Raw genomic sequence first — 16,640 nt, 5'->3', positions numbered from 1 at the left:
GGAGACATCGACCTGCAGACCGGGCACCGGCGGCGAGACCGTCACCGCGGTCGGATCGAACGACTGCGGGTCGAACTTCGAACGGGTACTTAAGAAGACGCCAGCAGATGTTCGGTGGGGTTCCGGTCCCTCGAGAACCGCGAGGGGGCTTTAGCCCGGTCCGTCGCGTACCGCTAATCATGACCCCCTCCGAACGACTCGGTCGGCGACGCTACCTGGCCGCGGCCGGCGCAGCCGCGATCCCGTTCGCCGCCGGCTGTACCGCACTCGACTCGGACGGAGGTTCCGACGGCGGATACGATCGCGTCGTCCTCGACGCTCCCGACGAGTACGAGCGGCTGCGAGACGCGCGCGACCGCGGCGAACTCGAGCAGCCGATACACGGCGACGAGCTACCCGACGTCGCCGCCCCGTGTACGATTCGCGACGAGGAGATCGCCACCGGGGAGTTCGAGGGCGAGCGACACTCCCTCTACACGTTCATCTTCTCGCGCTGTCACGGAGCCTGTCCCGCCCTAACCTCGAGTCTCAGACACGTTCAGGACGACTCCGTCGAGGGTGACTACGTCGACGACGTCGCGCTGGTGAACGTGACCTTCGACCCCGAGTACGACACCGCCGACGTGCTCGAGGAGTACGACCGCACCTACGGCGTCGATCACGGGCTAGGTAACTGGTACTCCCTCCGACCGGAAACGGAGACGGACGCCCGGACGTACGTCGAGGAGGAGTTCGGCTGCTTTTTCGTGCGAAACGAGGACTTCGAGGAACACGGCGACGAGCACGATGACGACCACGACGGTGACGAGGACGCTCACGACGGTGACGGCGATGAGCCGGCCGAACCCGACGAACTCGACGGCGAGGACAACGGGATGGAGATGGCGTTCCAGCACGAGTCGATGATCGTCTTCGCCAACGCCGACGGCTACGTTGAACGGACCTACGTCGGCGACGACCTCCCGTCGTACGACGAACTCATCGACGACGTCAGAACGGTCCTCGAGTCGTGGTAACATGCGTCGCAGAGAGCTTCTCGTCGGCGGGGCCGCGGCGGGTGTCGCGGGCACCGGTGCCGCCGTCGCGCTCGGCGGCTGGAACCCGCTCGAGGACGGGGAGTCGATCCCCGAGTTCGAGCTCGCGGGGATCGACGCGCCGGGGAGCGAGCCGGGACCGATCACGGCTCCGGAACGAGGGTCGGTGACGTTCCTCGAGGTGTTCGCGACCTGGTGTGGCGTCTGCGAGGAGGTGATGGGGCCGATGGGTACGGTGTACGACGACGTCGGCGTGGACGTCCAGTTCGTGTCGGTGACGAACGAACCGCTCGGACGCACGACGACGGCCGAGGACGTCGCCGACTGGTGGGCCGACCACGACGGTCGATGGCCGGTCGCCCACGACGACGACCTCGAGCTGACGGGCGCGCTCGACGCGACGGGGGTTCCGTACAGCGTCGTCCTGGACGAGTCGAACGCCGTCACCTGGTCGGATAGCGGTTACAAGTCGGCCGAGGAGCTGCGCGAGCCGATCGACGCCGCCCTGACGACGGCCAGCGGGTGATCCGCCGTGGCCGCCGGTGAACTGCTTGGAACGATCCTGTTCGCGCTGACGGTCGCGTACGTCCTGTTGCCCGTCCAGGGGTGGCTGGTCAGGCGCGGGTTCTCCGAGTGGAGTTCGGCCGTCGTCGCGACGCTGGTTGGGTTCGTGAGCGCTATCGCCGTCTTCGCGCCGATCGTCCTCACGCTGTACGTTCGGATCGACGAGGTGATCGCCCTCGTCGAGGGTGTGCCGGCCGAGATCCCGGTGACGGCCTTCGAGATGACCTACACGATCGAGGCCAGGGAGGTCCAGGCGCTCGCGGTGTCGTTCCTCCGGGACGTCGCCGTCTCGTTCGCCTCCTCGCTGCCCGTCCTCGCGATCAAGTTCGCGCTCTTCGTCATCCTGCTGTTCGCGCTGCTGTACAAGGGTGACGCGGCCGGCCGGGCCGCGATCGCGCCCGTACCACACGGGTACCGGGACGTCGTCCACGCGCTGGCCGTGCGGGCACGCGAGACGCTGTACGCGATCTACGTGCTGCAGCTCGCGACGTCGGTCACCTCCCTGCTCGTCGGCTACCCCCTGTTTCACCTGCTGGGATACGACATGGCGTTCACCCTCGCGCTGTTCGCCGCGATCCTCCAGTTCGTGCCGATCATCGGCCCGAGCCTGCTGATCGCCCCGATCGCGCTCTTCCACGTCGCCGCGGGCGACCTCGTCGCGGCCGCGCTGGTCGGCGTCCTCGGAATCACCCTCGTCGCCTGGCTTCCAGACATCGCCGTCAGGCCCCGGCTCGCCCGCCGCTCGGCCGGGCTGCCCGGAAGTCTCTACTTCGTCGGCTTTACCGGCGGCCTGTTCACGCTCGGCGCGATCGGGATCGTCGTCGGCCCGCTGATCGTCGCGATCTTCGTCGAGGCCGTCGAGCTGCTCGCCGAGGAGGTCAACGGCGACGTGCGCCTCGAGGCGCTCGCGACTGCGGGTCACGGTGGCGCTGCCGACGACAGCTCGACTGCCGAGACCGATGCCGACGCGGTCTCGGACGACTGATACGGATTGCTGTACCGATGTACCGGCGCAACCGCTGCCCAGGTCGCGGTTGCGCCGGAACTGACGTACAGTAAACCGTCTGTGGAGTGCGACCCGGGATCGCCGCCCACCCGCGTTCTTTTCTATCTTCCCGCCGTCGAGACCGTATGGTAAGTGGCCGAACGATCATCAACGCGATCATCGGCGCCGTCGTCGGTATCGTCCTCTCGTTCATCCCGTTCTCGACGGTGATCGGCGGCGCAGTCGCCGGCTTTCTCGAGGGTCCGGACGATCGGGACGGGGCGATCGTCGGCGCCCTCGCGGGCGCGATCACGTTCGTCCCGATCGCCGCCGTCGCCGTGCTGGGGATCGGCTTCGTCGGCTTCGGGTTCGGCGTCGCCGCGGCACCCGCAGAGGGCTTCGCGTTTATCGTCCTGCTGATCCTCGTCGGGATCCTGTTCGCGTTCGTCTACACCGTCGGGCTGTCGCTGCTCGGAGGCTACCTCGGCGCCTACCTCGCCCGGGAGTACCCGCGAAAGCACGCGAGTACCCGTGAAACGATCGGGATGGACGGCCGGGAACGGAAGCGTCGGCGCTCGAGGAGGGATCGTCCGTCGACCGACGCTCGAGCCGACGCGGCGGCCAACCGGTCGGACGAGCCCGAACCCGAGCGAGACGACCCGACGCTCGTCGACGAGCCAGTACTCGAGGAGGAGCACGATCCGCGACGGTGGCACGAGGAACACGAGGACGAGCGCGACGGGCGCCGCGAGTGACCGCTATTCGTACCTGAGCGCGTCGATCGGATCCGTTCGGGCGGCCCGCCAGGCGGGGTACAGTCCGGAGAGGATTCCCACGAGGATTCCCACAGCGATCGCGAGCGCGACGTACTCGTAGGGGTAGACCAGCGGGAGGTCGATGTACCAGGCGCCGAGATAGCCCGCCGCCAGCCCGAGCGCGGTTCCGAGTATCGCGCCGACGACGCCCAGGATCACCGCCTCGGCCAGAAAGAGTCCCAGCACGTCGCGGTTCTGGGCGCCGACGGCTTTCATGATGCCGATCTCGCGGGTGCGTTCGGTGACGCTGACGAGCATGATGTTCGCGATCCCGATCGAGCCCACCAGCAGGGAGATCGCCGCGATTCCGACGATGAAGTTCTGCAGGAGGTCGAGCACGTCCTCGAGTTGCTGGAGCAACTCGGCGCTGGTCTGGAACGTCATCGCGAGTTCCTCGCCGAGGAACTCGCTTGCGTCCGAGTCGTCGCTCTCGAGGTAGTCGAGTGCGGCCTCGCGGGCGGCGTCGACGTCGTCTTCGTCCGCGGAGTGGGCCTCGACGATGACCGCGATGAAACGGGTGTCGCCGCCGTCCGGCTCCGCTTGTGCCGCCTGGTCTGGGCCGTCGGCTTCGGCGGCGTCCTCGCCGTCTCCGTCACCGACGTCCTCCCCTCCGACCGTTCCGGCCGCTCCCTCGTCGCCGAACCCCGCGGCGCCGACCTGCTCGACGTAGTAGGGGTCGGTCGGCACGTAGATCCGCGGCGAGGCCTCGAACCCCTCGAACGGACTGAGCCCCTCGTTGCTGTCGGTAATGCCGACCACCTCCGCGGTCACCGACTCGCCGCCGAGGATCGTGATCTCGATTTCGTCGCCGACGCTGACGTTCTCCTCGAACTGACCCGCCGCGGCAGGATTGAGGACCGCCTCGCGTTCGCCCGGTTCGAACTGCCGGCCCTCGCGGAGCGTGTCCTCGCGAACGTAGGAGGGCCCGGTCGCGATCACCCCGTCGCCCTGGGCCACCCGTTCGTCGCCGCTCGAGACCGCCTGGCTCTGGATCGGCGCGTAGCCGTAGGCCGCGTCGACGGCCTCGAGCCCCTCGATCGCCTCGAGGTCGTCGCCGCTGACGACGGGCTGGGCGCCCGCCAGCGGGCCGCCCTCGGTGTCGGGATCGGCCGCCCAGCCGTAGACGTTGCGCTGGTCGTCCGGACTGATGTCGCCGATGATCCCCGCCTGCAGGCTCGCGCCCAGGGTGACAAACGCGATCACCGCGGCGATCCCGATCACGATGCCGAGCGTCGTCAGCGCCGACCGGAGCTTGTGGCCCCGGATCGAGCGCCAGGAGAGTCGCAGGCTCTCGATGGGGTTCATCGATCCTCCCTAGCGCCGTCGGCCGGTTCGCCGGGGTCGCCCGCAGATCCGAGCTCCTCGATCCGTTCGATCCTCCCGTCGAGCAGGTGGACGATCCGCTCGGCGCGCTCGGCGACGTGGCGCTCGTGGGTGACGACGACCAGCGTCGTCCCCGCGTCGTGGAACTCGCCGAAGAGGTCGAGCACCTCGGCTTCGGTCCCGGTGTCTAAGTTCCCGGAGGGCTCGTCGGCCAGCACGAGTGCCGGGTCGTTCACCAGCGCCCGCGCGAGCGCGACCCGCTGGCGCTGGCCGCCCGAAAGTTCGTTCGGAACGTGGTCGATGCGGTCGCCGAGCCCCACTCGCTCGAGCAGGTCCCGGGCTCGCTCGCGGCGTTCGTCCCGGCCGACGCCTTGGAACAGCTGGGGGAGCGCGACGTTCTCGAGGGCGGTCAGCCGGGGCATGAGGTTGAACGTCTGGAAGACGAACCCGACCGTCGTTCCGCGGAGGGTGGTTCGCTCCCGATCGCTCAGGGTCGCCACGTTCGACCCGTCGACGACGACGGCCCCCTCGGTCGGCGTGTCGAGACAGCCCACGAGGTTCATCAGCGTCGACTTTCCGGAGCCGCTGGGCCCCATGATCGCGGTGTAGGATCCCTTCGGAATCTCGAGGCTGACCCCGTCGAGGGCGTGAACCGGCTCCCCGAGCTGGTAGGTCTTCCGGACGTCCTCGAGGCTGACGGCCGTCGCCCCGTTCGCGTCGACACCTGCACCCGATCCTGTCATACGATATCGATGCACTCCCGGCCGAAAAAGGTTCCAACTCCGGTGACGGTAGCCGGGTTCGGTACCGATACCGCGTTCGTAGCTGTTAGTAGGCGACAAAAAACATATGTGGTTGCTAAGAAAAAAGTCAGTAAATAAAACCGTGACTGCAATCGACATCTCGAACGTGACCAAACGGTACGGCGACGAACTCGCCCTCGAGGGACTGGATCTCACGGTCCGCGAGGGCGAAGTGTACGGCTTTCTGGGTCCCAACGGGGCGGGGAAGTCGACGACGATCAACCTGCTACTCGACTTCATCAGACCGACCGCGGGCGAGGTATCGGTGTTCGGCCGGGACGCCCAGGAGGGCAGCCTCGAGATCCGCGAGCGAACCGGGATCCTGCCCGAGGGGATCGAACTCTACGACCGACTGACGGGACGCCAGCACGTCGAGTTCGCCATCGAGTCGAAGGACGCCGACGACGACGCCGACGACCTGCTCGAGCGGGTGGGGATCGCCGACGCCGCCGACAAGAAAGCGGGCGGCTACTCGAAGGGAATGGCTCAGCGACTCACCCTCGCGACGGCGCTGGTCGGCGAGCCCGACCTGCTGATCCTGGACGAGCCCTCGACCGGACTCGACCCCAACGGCGCCCGCGAGATGCGCGAGATCATCCGCGAGGAGAACCGACGGGGCGCGACCGTCTTCTTCTCCTCGCACGTCCTCGGGCAGGTGGAGGCGATCTGCGATCGTGTGGGGATCCTCCGAAACGGCGAGCTGATCGCCGAGGACACCATCGCGGGCCTCGAGGACGCGGTGCCCGACCGAACGCGCCTTCGCGTGCGACTCGACCGGATCCCCGAGGACTCGGGGGCGGCCCTGTCGGCCGTCGAGTCGATCGACGGCGTCTCCGAGGTCGAAGTGGAGGGGACGACGCTGGTCGTAAGCGCCGCCGACGAGGCCAAGACGACCGTCCTCCGGACCATCGAGGAGTACGACGTCACCGTCGAGGACTTCGAGACCGACGAGTCCTCGCTCGAGGACCTGTTCGTGGCTTACACCGCGGAGGAACGGGAGGTGGCACCGTGAGCGCGATCGCCGTCGCCAAGAAGGACTTCCGCGACGCCGTCCAGTCGCGAGCGCTGTGGGCGCTCGTCGCCGTTTTCGTCGCTCTCTCGCTCGTCTCGACGTACGCCTACGTCGAGGTGCCCGAGATGTTCGGCTCGCCGGCGGGGGCGACGTTCGGCGGGCTGCTCTTTTTCACGATCGGGCTCGTCGGACTGTTCGTTCCGATCGCGGCGATCGTCGTCTGTTACAAATCCCTCGCGGGCGAGCGCGAACTCGGGAGCATCAAGCTCCTGCTCTCCCTGCCGACCACCCGCGGGCAGGTCTTCGCCGGGAAGGTCCTCGGGCGGGCCGCCGTACTCGCGTTCGGGCTCGGCGTCGGACTGGTCGTCGGGCTCGGTTTCGGCGCCGCGTTGCTCGGCGAACTCGAGGCGGTCGCCGTGCTGGTGTTCGTCCTCGTGACGCTTTCGTTCGCGGCCGTCTACGCGACGATCGTCGTCAGTATCTCGGCGACGACGGGGTCGACTTCGCACGCGACGACGCTGGCGCTCGGCTTCTTCGTCGTCTTCGAACTGCTGTGGGACGTCATCCCGATGGGCGTGCTGTACGTCGTCGAGGGCTTCTCGTTTCCGGCGACGATCCCCGACTGGGTGTTTACGGTCACGCAGCTCTCGCCCTCCTCGGCGTACTTCTCCGCGATCGTCGCGCTGTTGCCCGACCTCGCGGAAACCGTCGGCGCCGATCCGGCCCAGGCGGGCGCCGGCGTCGAGGTGAGCGCCACGAACGCGGAGCCGTTCTACGCCAGTCCCGAGGTCGGACTCGTCGTCCTCGGACTGTGGCTGGTCGTCCCCCTCGCCGTCGGCTACCGACGGTTCGGTTCGGCGGACCTCTGATACGGTCTGCCGTAACGGTTTCCCGGCGCAACCGCAGGGTGGCTCGCGGTTGCGTCGTCACCGACGTACAGCAGTCCGTATGAGAACGGAGTCGTCGACCTTTTACTGTCGACGCCCTAACCGCACGCAATGGCAGAGCCCCGCGTCCCGGGTCCCGAGCCCGACGATCACCTCGAGCTTCCCTGCGGGAAGTCCCTCGACCCTCACGAGATCGACCTCGGCATGCGCGAGTACGCCTGTACCTGCGGCGAGACCCACGCCGTCGTCACGGACGTCCACCCGCCCTCCCGATTCTTCCCCGAGTCGTTCGTGGTCGTCCTCCAGGAGCTGGTCGAGACCGACGACGAGTTCGACGAGTTCGGCACGCCCCACCTGCTGGGCGTCGTCATGGAGGAGTTCCCGGAGGCCGTCGTCACCCACGACGCGAGCGACGACGGCGCGGTCGGCTACTCGATGCTGTGGGTCACCGACTTCGACTCGCGACGGCTGCACGAGATCGTCGTCGAACTCGTCGTCGAACTGATGGAACACGCGATCAGCCACGCCGAGGACGACGCCGCGATAACGGAGTTCGAAGAACAGATGCTCGAGTTCGACGTCGGCGAGTTCGTCGAGCAGTACCGCCGCCAGCGGGAGTTCGAGAGCGAGCACGACCGGGCGCTGTAAACTACCCCACCCTACTTCACTTACCGCACACGCGGCTCGCTCGTTGAGGGTGGGGCTTTGATGTGGACTCCCGGCGATCAACTGTCAGCGGTTGGCCGATAGCCGTCGCCGTTCAACATCCCACCATTAACACGTACGTCTACTGGTGCGTCTGCGCCTCCCGACGTGGGCGAGGAACGCAGTCTGTGCTGTCGCTTCCGCATGTACCGCAGTCCGACGTTTTTCGCGCCGTTGTAGTCCGCGTTGATTTCATACCCACACTTTAAACACTGGAACTGCTCGCCGTCACGGTTGTCTTCGTGGGTAAAGCCACAGTCGGTGTGCGAACACCGCTGGCTCGTATGATCTGGTTCAACCTGTTCAACCGCCACACCCCGGTCTGGTGCCTTGTACTCAACATATTCAACGAGACGGCGGAACGCCCAGATATGATGCCAGTCAGCATATGGCAATCGTTCCCGAACATCCGTCAACTCCTCAAACACGATTACATCGCAGTCATGGTCAACTGCTTCGTCAACGATCTCGTTGACGACCGTGTGGATGTACTGTTTTCGCCACGCCCGCTCACGCTTTCCAAGTCGAAGCAAGGCGTTGTGAGCGGCTTGTGTGCCCCGCTGTTGCATCTCTGCCCGACGTTTCTCGAACTCTCGAATCCAGTGGTCGTACTCGTCACCGCTCCAGAACGTGCCCGTGCTGGCGACGGCGAGACTGTTCACACCGAGGTCGATACCGAGGACTGTCTGGTGCTCGGTATCGTCCGACCCCTCGATTTCAACAGCGTCACCATCCTCGTCTACCTTCCGCGTTTTGACGTGGAAGGAGAACTCGCCGGTGGCTTGGTCGTACTGGAGTGTACTCGTCCGAAACTCGTAGTTTTCCGAAAGGACGTACTCCTCGTACGGAGATGGACTGTCTGCTGGCAACTCAAAGCCACACTCGACTCGTCCGTTCACTGTCGAGAGTGAGATTTTGTTTCGGTAGAACGTGGCACTGCGCTTGTCGTACACCATACTCCACGAGGTGAACTCCGGTTTGTTCGTCCGTTTGCCCTTTTTCCAGCGATCAACACCGCTGTCGACGGCGTGGACGGCACGCCGGATGGCTTCTTGGACGAGGTTTGCTGTGAGGTCTGTTTCCTCGCGGAGACGGTCGTACAATGCATCTCTGGCCTTCGCGTTCGAGGTTACGCAGTCTTCGTAGTCGATGTTGTCCCAGCAGTAGTCACTGGCCTCGTTCGCGCAGTAGAGAAATTGCTCGGCGGTTTCGTGGAGGTCATCGTGATACTCGTCGGGAACGACGAGTTTGACCGGTGCGGTGCGTCTAACCTCCATAGTTCAGATATCGTATTGACGGTACATAATAGCCCGGGAGTCGGGCGGCTACCGTCCCGTGATTTGTGTCGTGAAGTGTCGGCTTCCTCCCCGGCCTACCCGCTTCGCGCTTCCGACTGGTCGGAAGCCCTCGCTCCTTGAGGCCGGGGGCTCCGCCTCGAAGCTGCTCGAGGACCGGTCTCGAGGACGACTGCGAGCGAATCGAACACGTCGGCTCGACGGCCGTCCCGAATCTCGCCGCGAAGGACATCGTCGACCTCGACGTCGTCGTCGCGGACGACGGTATCGCCGACTATCCCGTTCCGTCGACGGACTGACCTCCCGACGGCTCCGACCGCGGCGCGGTTCCCCGGCAATATTCGAAATTCGAAATCGAGTTACGAGAATCGTATCGTTTCGTGGGGCTTATTACGATGTACGAACTCGGGACGGATAGGACCAATGAGTACGGACCACCAGAGCGGCGGGGACGCCGCCACAGGGGACGGACGCACGATCCTGCTGATCGGCAGCGGACCGATCCAGATCGGACAGGCCGCCGAGTTCGACTATTCTGGCGCGCAGGCCTGCCGAGCGCTCCAGGAGGAGGGCGCTCGAGTCGTCCTCGTCAACTCCAACCCCGCGACGATCATGACGGATCCGGAGATGGCCGACCGGGTCTACATCGAGCCCATCACGACCGAGGCCATCGCGGAGATCATCCGGAAGGAACAGCCCGACGGCGTTATCGCGGGCCTCGGCGGACAGACCGGGCTGAACGTCACCGCCGAACTCGCCGAGGAGGGCGTCCTTGAGGAGCACGACGTCGAGATCATGGGCACCCCCCTCGACACCATCTACGCGACGGAGGACCGCGACCTGTTCCGCCAGCGCATGGAGAAGATCGGCCAGCCCGTACCGGCCTCGACGACCATCGCGCTCGACGAGGGCGAGACGGTCGCGGAGCTGACCGAGGCCGACCTCGAGGAGCGCGTCCAGGCGGCGGTCGACGAGGTCGGCGGCCTCCCGGTCATCGCCCGGACGACCTACACCCTCGGCGGGAGCGGGTCGGGCGTCGTCGGCGAGTTCGACGAACTCCTCGAGCGCGTCCGCAAGGGACTGCGCCTCTCCCGGAACAGCGAGGTGCTCATCACGGAGTCGATCGCGGGCTGGGTCGAGTACGAGTACGAGGTGATGCGCGACGCGGACGACTCCTGTATCATCATCTGCAACATGGAGAACATCGACCCGATGGGCATCCACACCGGGGAGTCGACGGTCGTCACGCCCTCCCAGATCGTCCCCGACGAGGGTCACCAGGAGATGCGCACCGCGGCGCTGGACGTCATCCGCGAACTCGGTATTCAGGGTGGGTGTAACATCCAGTTCGCCTGGCGCGACGATGGCACGCCCGGCGGCGAGTACCGCGTCGTCGAAGTCAACCCGCGCGTCTCCCGCTCGTCGGCACTCGCATCGAAGGCGACGGGGTACCCGATCGCCCGCGTGACCGCGAAGGTCGCGCTCGGCAAACGGCTCCACGAGATCACCAACGAGATCACCGGCGAGACCACGGCGGCGTTCGAGCCCGCGATCGACTACGTCGTCACGAAGGTCCCGCGGTGGCCCAAGGACAAGTTCGACGACGTCGACTTCGAGCTGACGACGGCGATGAAGTCGACGGGCGAGGCGATGGCCATCGGCCGCACGTTCGAGGAGTCGCTGCTGAAGGCCCTCCGATCGTCGGAGTACGAGCCCGACGTCGACTGGGCCGACGTCTCGGACGCGGAACTCGAGTCCCACTATCTCGAGCGTCCCTCCCCCGACCGCCCCTACGCGATGTTCGAGGCCTTTGAGCGCGGCTACGACCTCGAGGAGGTCGTCGAGCTGACGGGCATCTTCGAGTGGTACGCCGAGCGGTTCCAGCGCATCGCCGAGTCGACCCGCGCCGCCCAGGAGGGTGATTTCACCGAGGCCGCCATCGCCGGCCACACCAACGCGACGATCGCCGCGACGGCGGGCGGCGACGTCGACGTCGACACCGTCGAGCAGGCGGTTCCCGGACGGACCTACAAGCAGGTCGACACCTGCGCCGGCGAGTTCGAAGCGCAGACGCCGTACTACTACTCCGCGCGCAAGTCGGAGTTCGACTCCGGCCCGCTCGAGGGCGCGGCCGCCGCGGGCGAACTCGAGGTCGACCGCGACGTCGAGAGCGTGATCGTCGTCGGCGGCGGTCCGATCCGGATCGGCCAGGGCGTCGAGTTCGACTACTGTTCGGTCCACGCCGTCCAGGCGCTGCGCGAGCAGGGGATCGACGCCCACGTCGTCAACAACAACCCCGAGACGGTGTCGACGGACTACGACACCTCCGACGGGCTGTTCTTCGAGCCCATCACTGCTGAAGAGGTCGCGGACGTCGCCGAAGCCGCGGACGCCGACGGCGTGATGGTCCAGTTCGGCGGCCAGACCTCCGTGAACATCGGCGACCCGCTGCAAGACGAGATCGACCGCCGCGGACTCGACTGCGAGGTTATGGGGACGAGCGTCGAGGCGATGGACTTAGCCGAGGACCGCGACCGGTTCAACGCCCTGATGGACGAGCTGGGCATCGCCCAGCCGGAAGGCGGGGCCGCCCACAGCAAAGAAGGGGCGATGGAACTCGCCCACGACATCGGCTACCCCGTCCTCGTCCGTCCCTCCTACGTGCTCGGCGGGCGCGCGATGGAGGTCGTCTACGACGACGAGGAGCTCGAGCGCTACATCGAGGAGGCGGTCCGCGTGAGCCCCGACAAACCGATCCTCGTCGACGACTTCCTCGCGGACGCGATCGAACTCGACGTCGACGCCGTGGCTGACGGCGAGGACGTCCTCATCGGCGGCGTGATGGAACACGTCGAGACCGCCGGGGTCCACTCCGGGGACTCGGCGTGTATGATCCCGCCGCGGTCGCTCGACGACGAGACGCTGACCCGCGTCCGCGAGGTCACCGAGGACATCGCCGAGGCCCTCGAGACGGTCGGCCTGCTGAACGTTCAACTCGCGGTTCGCGACGGCGAAGTGTACGTCCTCGAGGCCAACCCGCGCTCCTCCCGTACCGTCCCGTTCATCTCGAAAGCGACGGGCGTCCCGATCGCCAAGCTCGCGGCCAGAGTGATGTCCGGCGAGTCCCTCGCCGACCTCGAGGTCGACGAGCAGATCCCCGAGCAGACCTCGATCAAGGAGGTCGTCCTGCCGTTCGACCGCCTGCCGGGCTCGGACCCGCGTCTCGGCCCGGAGATGAAGTCCACGGGCGAGGTCATGGGCAGCGCCGACTCGTTCGGCCGCGCCTACGACAAGGCCCAGGACGCGACGGGCAAGCCGATCCCCGAGTCGGGGACGGCGATCGTCGACCTCTCGGCCGACAAGTTCCCCGACCCGGAGACCGACGCCGGCGAGGAACTCGTCGAGGGGTACACCGACCACTTCGACCTCTGCGAGGCCGTCGACCTCGTCGACGCCGTCAAGAAGGGTGAGGTCGACCTGATCATCTCGCGGGACCGCGACCTGCTCGAGGTCGCCGTCGAGGAGGAGATCACCTACTTCTCGACGCCCGCGAGCGCGAAGGCCGCGCTCGAGGCGCTCGAGGCGAAAGACGAGCCGATCGACGTCCAGCCGATCACCGAGCGTCCGAAGCGGACCGCCGAGTGGGGACGGTAGCGGAAGTTGTAGTACGGTTTTCTGTACACGATTCCGGAGACCGAATCCGAGTCGGTCGAGTCGTTACGTAGCGAGTGCATACTGAACATAAGTCGGTTTGCGGACGGATCGATCACCGTGCCTCGGTATCAAAACGTACGTTTCGGCACTCACGTTTCGAGCCGAGAATACAGGCTGCTGAAACTACGGTGTCTCTCTTGCGGTGTTCAAGATGAGGTGACACTGGATATACTCGTTTAGTCGATTATAGACGGCTACTTCTCGACCGTCGTCCGACAGGGAGGACCGGAAGAGGGCACCCTCGAGAACGGTGAGAATAAATTCGGCGACCGGTTCCGGATCGACGTCGCGGAAGACGCCGCCGTCGATGCCCTGCTGGATGATCTGAACGAGGCGAGTCCGAATCACCTCGTCCTCGCGAAGCAGTTCGGTTCGGAACGACTCGTCGTGAATCGCCTGTGCCCGCAGTTCGACGAACGCATCGGCCGCCGCCGTCTCGAGGGTGCTATCCGTCGAAGAATCGGCCCCTCCCGAATCGACTGAAAGCAGGTCGATAAGCCTTTGCAACTCCGCTTGTGGGTCCTCTACAGTATCATCGATCGGGGAATCGAGGTACCACTCGAGGAAACGGCTCAGAAAGTCCAGCAGCAGGTCGTTCTTGCCTTCGTAGTGATTGTAGAGCGCGGACTTGCTCAGGCCCGCTTTGTCCGCAATCTTCGCGATCGAGAGGTCCGCGTAGCCGTGTTCCAGCAGGACATAGTACGTCGACTGCATGATGACGTCGACGGTGTCCGTCGCTTCCGCACCGAACTGAGTGGAGTCTGCCATAGACTAGTACGTGTGGTATACCTCGCTTAGGACCTTAAGAGACGGGGCGACTTGCGACAGGACGCCGATTAGTCGAGCGGCACCGACCTACTGTCGATTCCCCGCGTCCGCAGGGGTCGGTTCGAGCGGTCTCTCTCGAGTGCTCCGTTCGTCACCACCGTCGATCGGCACGGCGTCCGCATCGGTTCCGTTGGCCGTCTCGTCATCGGTTTCCAGCGTCTCGGCGAGATAGTCGTCGTCGATGTGAGCCATCGCGGGCTCCCACTCAGTCATGATGCCGTACTCGATCATCGTCTCGACGTTGGCGATCGCCGCCTGCAGCCGCACTGCAACGAGGGGAACGTCGTTTACGGTGATTAGCAGGTCGGCGTTCAGGATCGCCCCCTTGTTTAATGCGCGATTCAGCAGTCCGGCGAGGCCCTCGTCAGCCGATTCGGTTTCAGGTTCCATAATTTTCAGTGGCAGTTCCGAGTGAGCCAACGAACGAGTACGGGTGCCACGGGCCGGTGAAAACCACGTCGACGCCCGGTTCGTCGTCGATCTCGCTCAGGACTCGTTTCAGGCCGTCAATCTCTCCGTTCGCGACGAGACATGACGCCGTAAGGACGTTTCGGCCCCGGTCGTCTCCGCCACGCTCGAGTTCCTCTTCTATAATCTCGTCGACGACCGACTCGATTCGTGGGAAGTACGTCTGAAAGCGCTCCTTCGTACGTTCGGCGCGCTCCCGTTGGCGCTGTTTCTCTCGTTTCTTCTGGTCGAAGTACGCCATCCCCGAGTCACGAGACCCTGTCGAGTCGGGGGCCGGCTCGGTCTCCTCGAGCAGTACGTCTTCCTCACAGTAGATCCGGATGCCGTACTCCTCCGTTCCGGCCAGAACGTCCAATCTGTTCCTGATCTGGCTCTGGTGCTCGGTGAGAAACGTTCGGAGGGACGCTTCGTCCTCGAAGATCGTATCGAACGTCATCGGGAGCGGCGTCCCGAACGCGTCCGCCGCGCGCTCGATCGTGCTATTGTGCTGTTTGACCCACGTTTCCGCCTGGGATCGGTCGTCGGTATCGTACGCCTCCGGTGGACAGTTGTGGACGATGGCTCCGGTGCCGTCCTGAACGACAACAGACACCGGCTCACCATCGATTCCCGTTCCGAACGTCTCTCGGTCCTTGTCCGTCGCGTCGACGATACAGTAGGTGTACTTACTCCCAGTCATTCGTCTCCCCCTTCGCTGGCCGCTTCTGGTGATTGCTCTCCCTCGGAGAAGCCGTCGTCGACTGTTCCGACGGACTCTCCCTCCTGTGCTTCGATCTCGCGAGCCCACTCGGCGGGGTTGAGCGCCGTGTTCAGGACGTCGTCGACCGTTCGATCGAGCTGATCCTTCGTCTCCGAGGCCGTTTCCTCGATGTTCTGTTCCTCCTCGATTTGCTGGATGGTCTCCTCGAGATCCATTAGCGACTGGCCGAGCTGTTCGGCGGACTCGTCGTCGAGAACGCCCTTCTCGACCAATTCGAGTGCCTGCTGGTCGATCACCTCCTTGATGATCTCGACGAGCGCCATGATGAGCCCGAGCAGCCCCTGCTCGAGTTCCTCCTCGTCGACTTCGATCGTCATGAAACGACCACCACCTCGTCGCGTAGCGACTCGAGAGCGGAGTGATCTTTGGACTCGCCAGTGAACCACCATTCGAACGTGACGACCGAACCGGTCTGGGAGTCGATTCCTCGCCGTTCAAATTCGAGTACCGGCTTGCCGAGGGTTTTCCGCGCGACCGCATTGAGCTGCTCTCGCACCACGGTGAGTGTTTCCATGTCTGTCACCGCGCCGAGCAGCGTCGTCAGCTCCCGGATCGAGGCGTGTTCGTTGTGCCAGCAGTACTCGAGCACGGCGAGACTGCGGTCGTCGAGCGCTCGCAGGAACTCGTATACCGCCGCCTTCCGGGACACTCCGAGTGCGGATTGCAACGCGTCGACCGTTCTGGAGACTCGAGTAATCGTTCGTCTGGCGGACTCGGACTCGGCGTACGCTCGTTCGACGATATGCCGTCGGTCGTCCCGCGTGAGCGGCTCCGATGCTCGATCCGGACCGATCGGCTCGCTTCCTGTCGTTCGGAGGTGGCGGCGATATCGCCGGAGTTCCGCTCGGGAGAGGACGCGACAGACGTGGTCGAGTTCACTGCTATTCATGAGTTTGGGTGAGAGTATGCGTTCGACCGGCGGTTCATCGGTCCTCTCCGTCGACACCGGTCGGTGGTCGTTCCGCCTCGATCGATTTCGTCGATCGGTCATCCCGCTCTGTGAGTTCCCCATCCCCCGTCTCCCGGCGCTTCGAGCGAGCGCTTCGCCAGCCACACCACGGACACTCGTCGTCGAGCAGGACCTCCTTCTCGACCCGCTTTGCACACTGCGGGCACGTCTCGTTTCGGGCCCGCGCTTCGGCGTAGGCTTTCGTCTCTTCCGTTCCAGCGGGGAACTCGAGGCCGTACTCTGCCGCCGTCTCAAAGGACGCCAGCGCTGCCCGAACCTTGATCCCAAGGAGTTCTGTTCCGGCGACATCGATCGTGACGTCTGCATTGATGACTAGCCCCTTATCGAGGATGCGATCGACGGCGCCGGCGAGCCCATTCTCCGATTCGTGCGCGTTGGTGGCTTCGATACTCATGAACGATCGTTCGTTCACCAGTCCGACACCAGCACGGAAAAGGTCAGAGCCCTCGCTTGCAAGGTGACCTTTGGATGGTCGTA

At 65.2% G+C, this 16,640-nt stretch carries 17 protein-coding genes and 1 pseudogene; 9 read left to right on the top strand and 9 right to left on the bottom strand.

Annotated features, from left to right (window positions below; genetic code table 11):
* Positions 1-179: 179 nt before the first annotated feature.
* From ACNA7R_RS09690 to ACNA7R_RS09675, 4 genes are all read left to right on the top strand, one after another.
* A complete protein-coding gene (locus ACNA7R_RS09690; RefSeq protein WP_416283361.1) occupies positions 180-1,016 on the top strand; it encodes an SCO family protein in 837 nt (278 codons plus the stop codon).
* Position 1,017: 1 nt separating this feature from the next.
* Positions 1,018-1,560: a TlpA family protein disulfide reductase gene (locus ACNA7R_RS09685; protein ID WP_416283360.1), complete on the top strand. Its 543-nt coding sequence runs from the start codon at positions 1,018-1,020 to the stop codon at positions 1,558-1,560.
* A 6-nt stretch (positions 1,561-1,566) separates the two neighbouring features.
* A complete protein-coding gene (locus ACNA7R_RS09680; RefSeq protein WP_416283359.1) occupies positions 1,567-2,583 on the top strand; it encodes an AI-2E family transporter in 1,017 nt (338 codons plus the stop codon).
* Between the two features lie 146 nt (positions 2,584-2,729).
* The gene (locus ACNA7R_RS09675; RefSeq protein WP_416283358.1) at positions 2,730-3,338 is read left to right on the top strand and encodes a DUF5518 domain-containing protein; all 609 of its coding nucleotides are present in this window, start codon (positions 2,730-2,732) and stop codon (positions 3,336-3,338) included.
* A gap of 3 nt (positions 3,339-3,341) precedes the next feature.
* Here the strand turns inward: ACNA7R_RS09675 and ACNA7R_RS09670 are convergent, their stop codons facing one another.
* Both ACNA7R_RS09670 and ACNA7R_RS09665 read right to left on the bottom strand, forming a co-directional pair.
* The gene (locus ACNA7R_RS09670; RefSeq protein WP_416283357.1) at positions 3,342-4,703 is read right to left on the bottom strand and encodes an ABC transporter permease; all 1,362 of its coding nucleotides are present in this window, start codon (positions 4,701-4,703) and stop codon (positions 3,342-3,344) included.
* Positions 4,700-5,464 carry an ABC transporter ATP-binding protein gene (locus ACNA7R_RS09665; RefSeq protein ID WP_416283356.1) on the bottom strand — a complete coding sequence of 255 codons (765 nt, stop codon included), beginning with the start codon at positions 5,462-5,464 and terminating at the stop codon, positions 4,700-4,702. The genes ACNA7R_RS09670 and ACNA7R_RS09665 overlap by 4 nt, the downstream gene beginning before the upstream one ends.
* Before the next feature lie 142 nt (positions 5,465-5,606).
* On the opposite strand from ACNA7R_RS09665, the gene ACNA7R_RS09660 reads away from it, so the two are divergent.
* The 3 genes from ACNA7R_RS09660 (at position 5,607) to ACNA7R_RS09650 (ending at position 8,071) form a co-directional block, all read left to right on the top strand.
* Positions 5,607-6,536 carry an ABC transporter ATP-binding protein gene (locus ACNA7R_RS09660; protein WP_416283355.1) on the top strand — a complete coding sequence of 310 codons (930 nt, stop codon included), beginning with the start codon at positions 5,607-5,609 and terminating at the stop codon, positions 6,534-6,536.
* Complete coding sequence (locus tag ACNA7R_RS09655; RefSeq protein ID WP_416283354.1) at positions 6,533-7,405, top strand: ABC transporter permease; 873 nt, start codon at positions 6,533-6,535, stop codon at positions 7,403-7,405. The genes ACNA7R_RS09660 and ACNA7R_RS09655 overlap by 4 nt, the downstream gene beginning before the upstream one ends.
* A gap of 129 nt (positions 7,406-7,534) precedes the next feature.
* Positions 7,535-8,071, top strand: a complete 537-nt coding sequence (locus ACNA7R_RS09650; RefSeq protein ID WP_416283353.1) for a DUF5815 family protein — start codon at positions 7,535-7,537, stop codon at positions 8,069-8,071.
* Positions 8,072-8,148: 77 nt separating this feature from the next.
* Here ACNA7R_RS09650 and ACNA7R_RS09645 read toward each other — a convergent pair whose 3' ends face one another.
* Positions 8,149-9,405 (bottom strand): RNA-guided endonuclease InsQ/TnpB family protein, encoded by a 1,257-nt coding sequence (locus ACNA7R_RS09645; RefSeq protein ID WP_416283352.1) that lies wholly within the window; start codon positions 9,403-9,405, stop codon positions 8,149-8,151.
* Between the two features lie 176 nt (positions 9,406-9,581).
* Between ACNA7R_RS09645 and ACNA7R_RS09640 the strand changes: the two are divergent.
* Positions 9,582-9,698, top strand: a pseudogene (locus tag ACNA7R_RS09640) (GrpB family protein); the annotation flags it as partial.
* Positions 9,699-9,846: 148 nt separating this feature from the next.
* Complete coding sequence (gene carB / locus ACNA7R_RS09635) at positions 9,847-13,077, top strand: carbamoyl-phosphate synthase large subunit (RefSeq protein WP_416283351.1); 3,231 nt, start codon at positions 9,847-9,849, stop codon at positions 13,075-13,077.
* A gap of 183 nt (positions 13,078-13,260) precedes the next feature.
* On the opposite strand, the gene ACNA7R_RS09630 is transcribed toward carB, so the two are convergent.
* From ACNA7R_RS09630 to ACNA7R_RS09605, 6 genes are all read right to left on the bottom strand, one after another.
* Complete coding sequence (locus ACNA7R_RS09630; protein WP_416283350.1) at positions 13,261-13,905, bottom strand: TetR/AcrR family transcriptional regulator; 645 nt, start codon at positions 13,903-13,905, stop codon at positions 13,261-13,263.
* An 87-nt stretch (positions 13,906-13,992) separates the two neighbouring features.
* Positions 13,993-14,355: a gas vesicle protein GvpJ gene (gene gvpJ / locus ACNA7R_RS09625; protein ID WP_416283349.1), complete on the bottom strand. Its 363-nt coding sequence runs from the start codon at positions 14,353-14,355 to the stop codon at positions 13,993-13,995.
* Positions 14,345-15,112, bottom strand: coding sequence for a gas vesicle protein GvpL (gene gvpL / locus ACNA7R_RS09620; protein WP_416283348.1), 768 nt, complete (start codon positions 15,110-15,112; stop codon positions 14,345-14,347). Before gvpL ends, gvpJ begins: the two co-directional genes overlap by 11 nt.
* Complete coding sequence (gene gvpK / locus ACNA7R_RS09615) at positions 15,109-15,510, bottom strand: gas vesicle protein GvpK (RefSeq protein ID WP_416283347.1); 402 nt, start codon at positions 15,508-15,510, stop codon at positions 15,109-15,111. The genes gvpL and gvpK overlap by 4 nt, the downstream gene beginning before the upstream one ends.
* The gene (locus ACNA7R_RS09610; RefSeq protein WP_416283346.1) at positions 15,507-15,860 is read right to left on the bottom strand and encodes a hypothetical protein; all 354 of its coding nucleotides are present in this window, start codon (positions 15,858-15,860) and stop codon (positions 15,507-15,509) included. The genes gvpK and ACNA7R_RS09610 overlap by 4 nt, the downstream gene beginning before the upstream one ends.
* Before the next feature lie 256 nt (positions 15,861-16,116).
* A complete protein-coding gene (locus ACNA7R_RS09605) occupies positions 16,117-16,575 on the bottom strand; it encodes a gas vesicle protein (RefSeq protein WP_416283345.1) in 459 nt (152 codons plus the stop codon).
* Positions 16,576-16,640: the final 65 nt, after the last annotated feature.

It is taken from the genome of Natronococcus sp. (genome assembly GCF_047921035.1).
Lineage (GTDB): Archaea > Halobacteriota > Halobacteria > Halobacteriales > Natrialbaceae > Natronococcus.
Note: the sequence above shows the minus strand (reverse complement) of the source record. Positions and strands in the feature narration are given on the sequence as shown.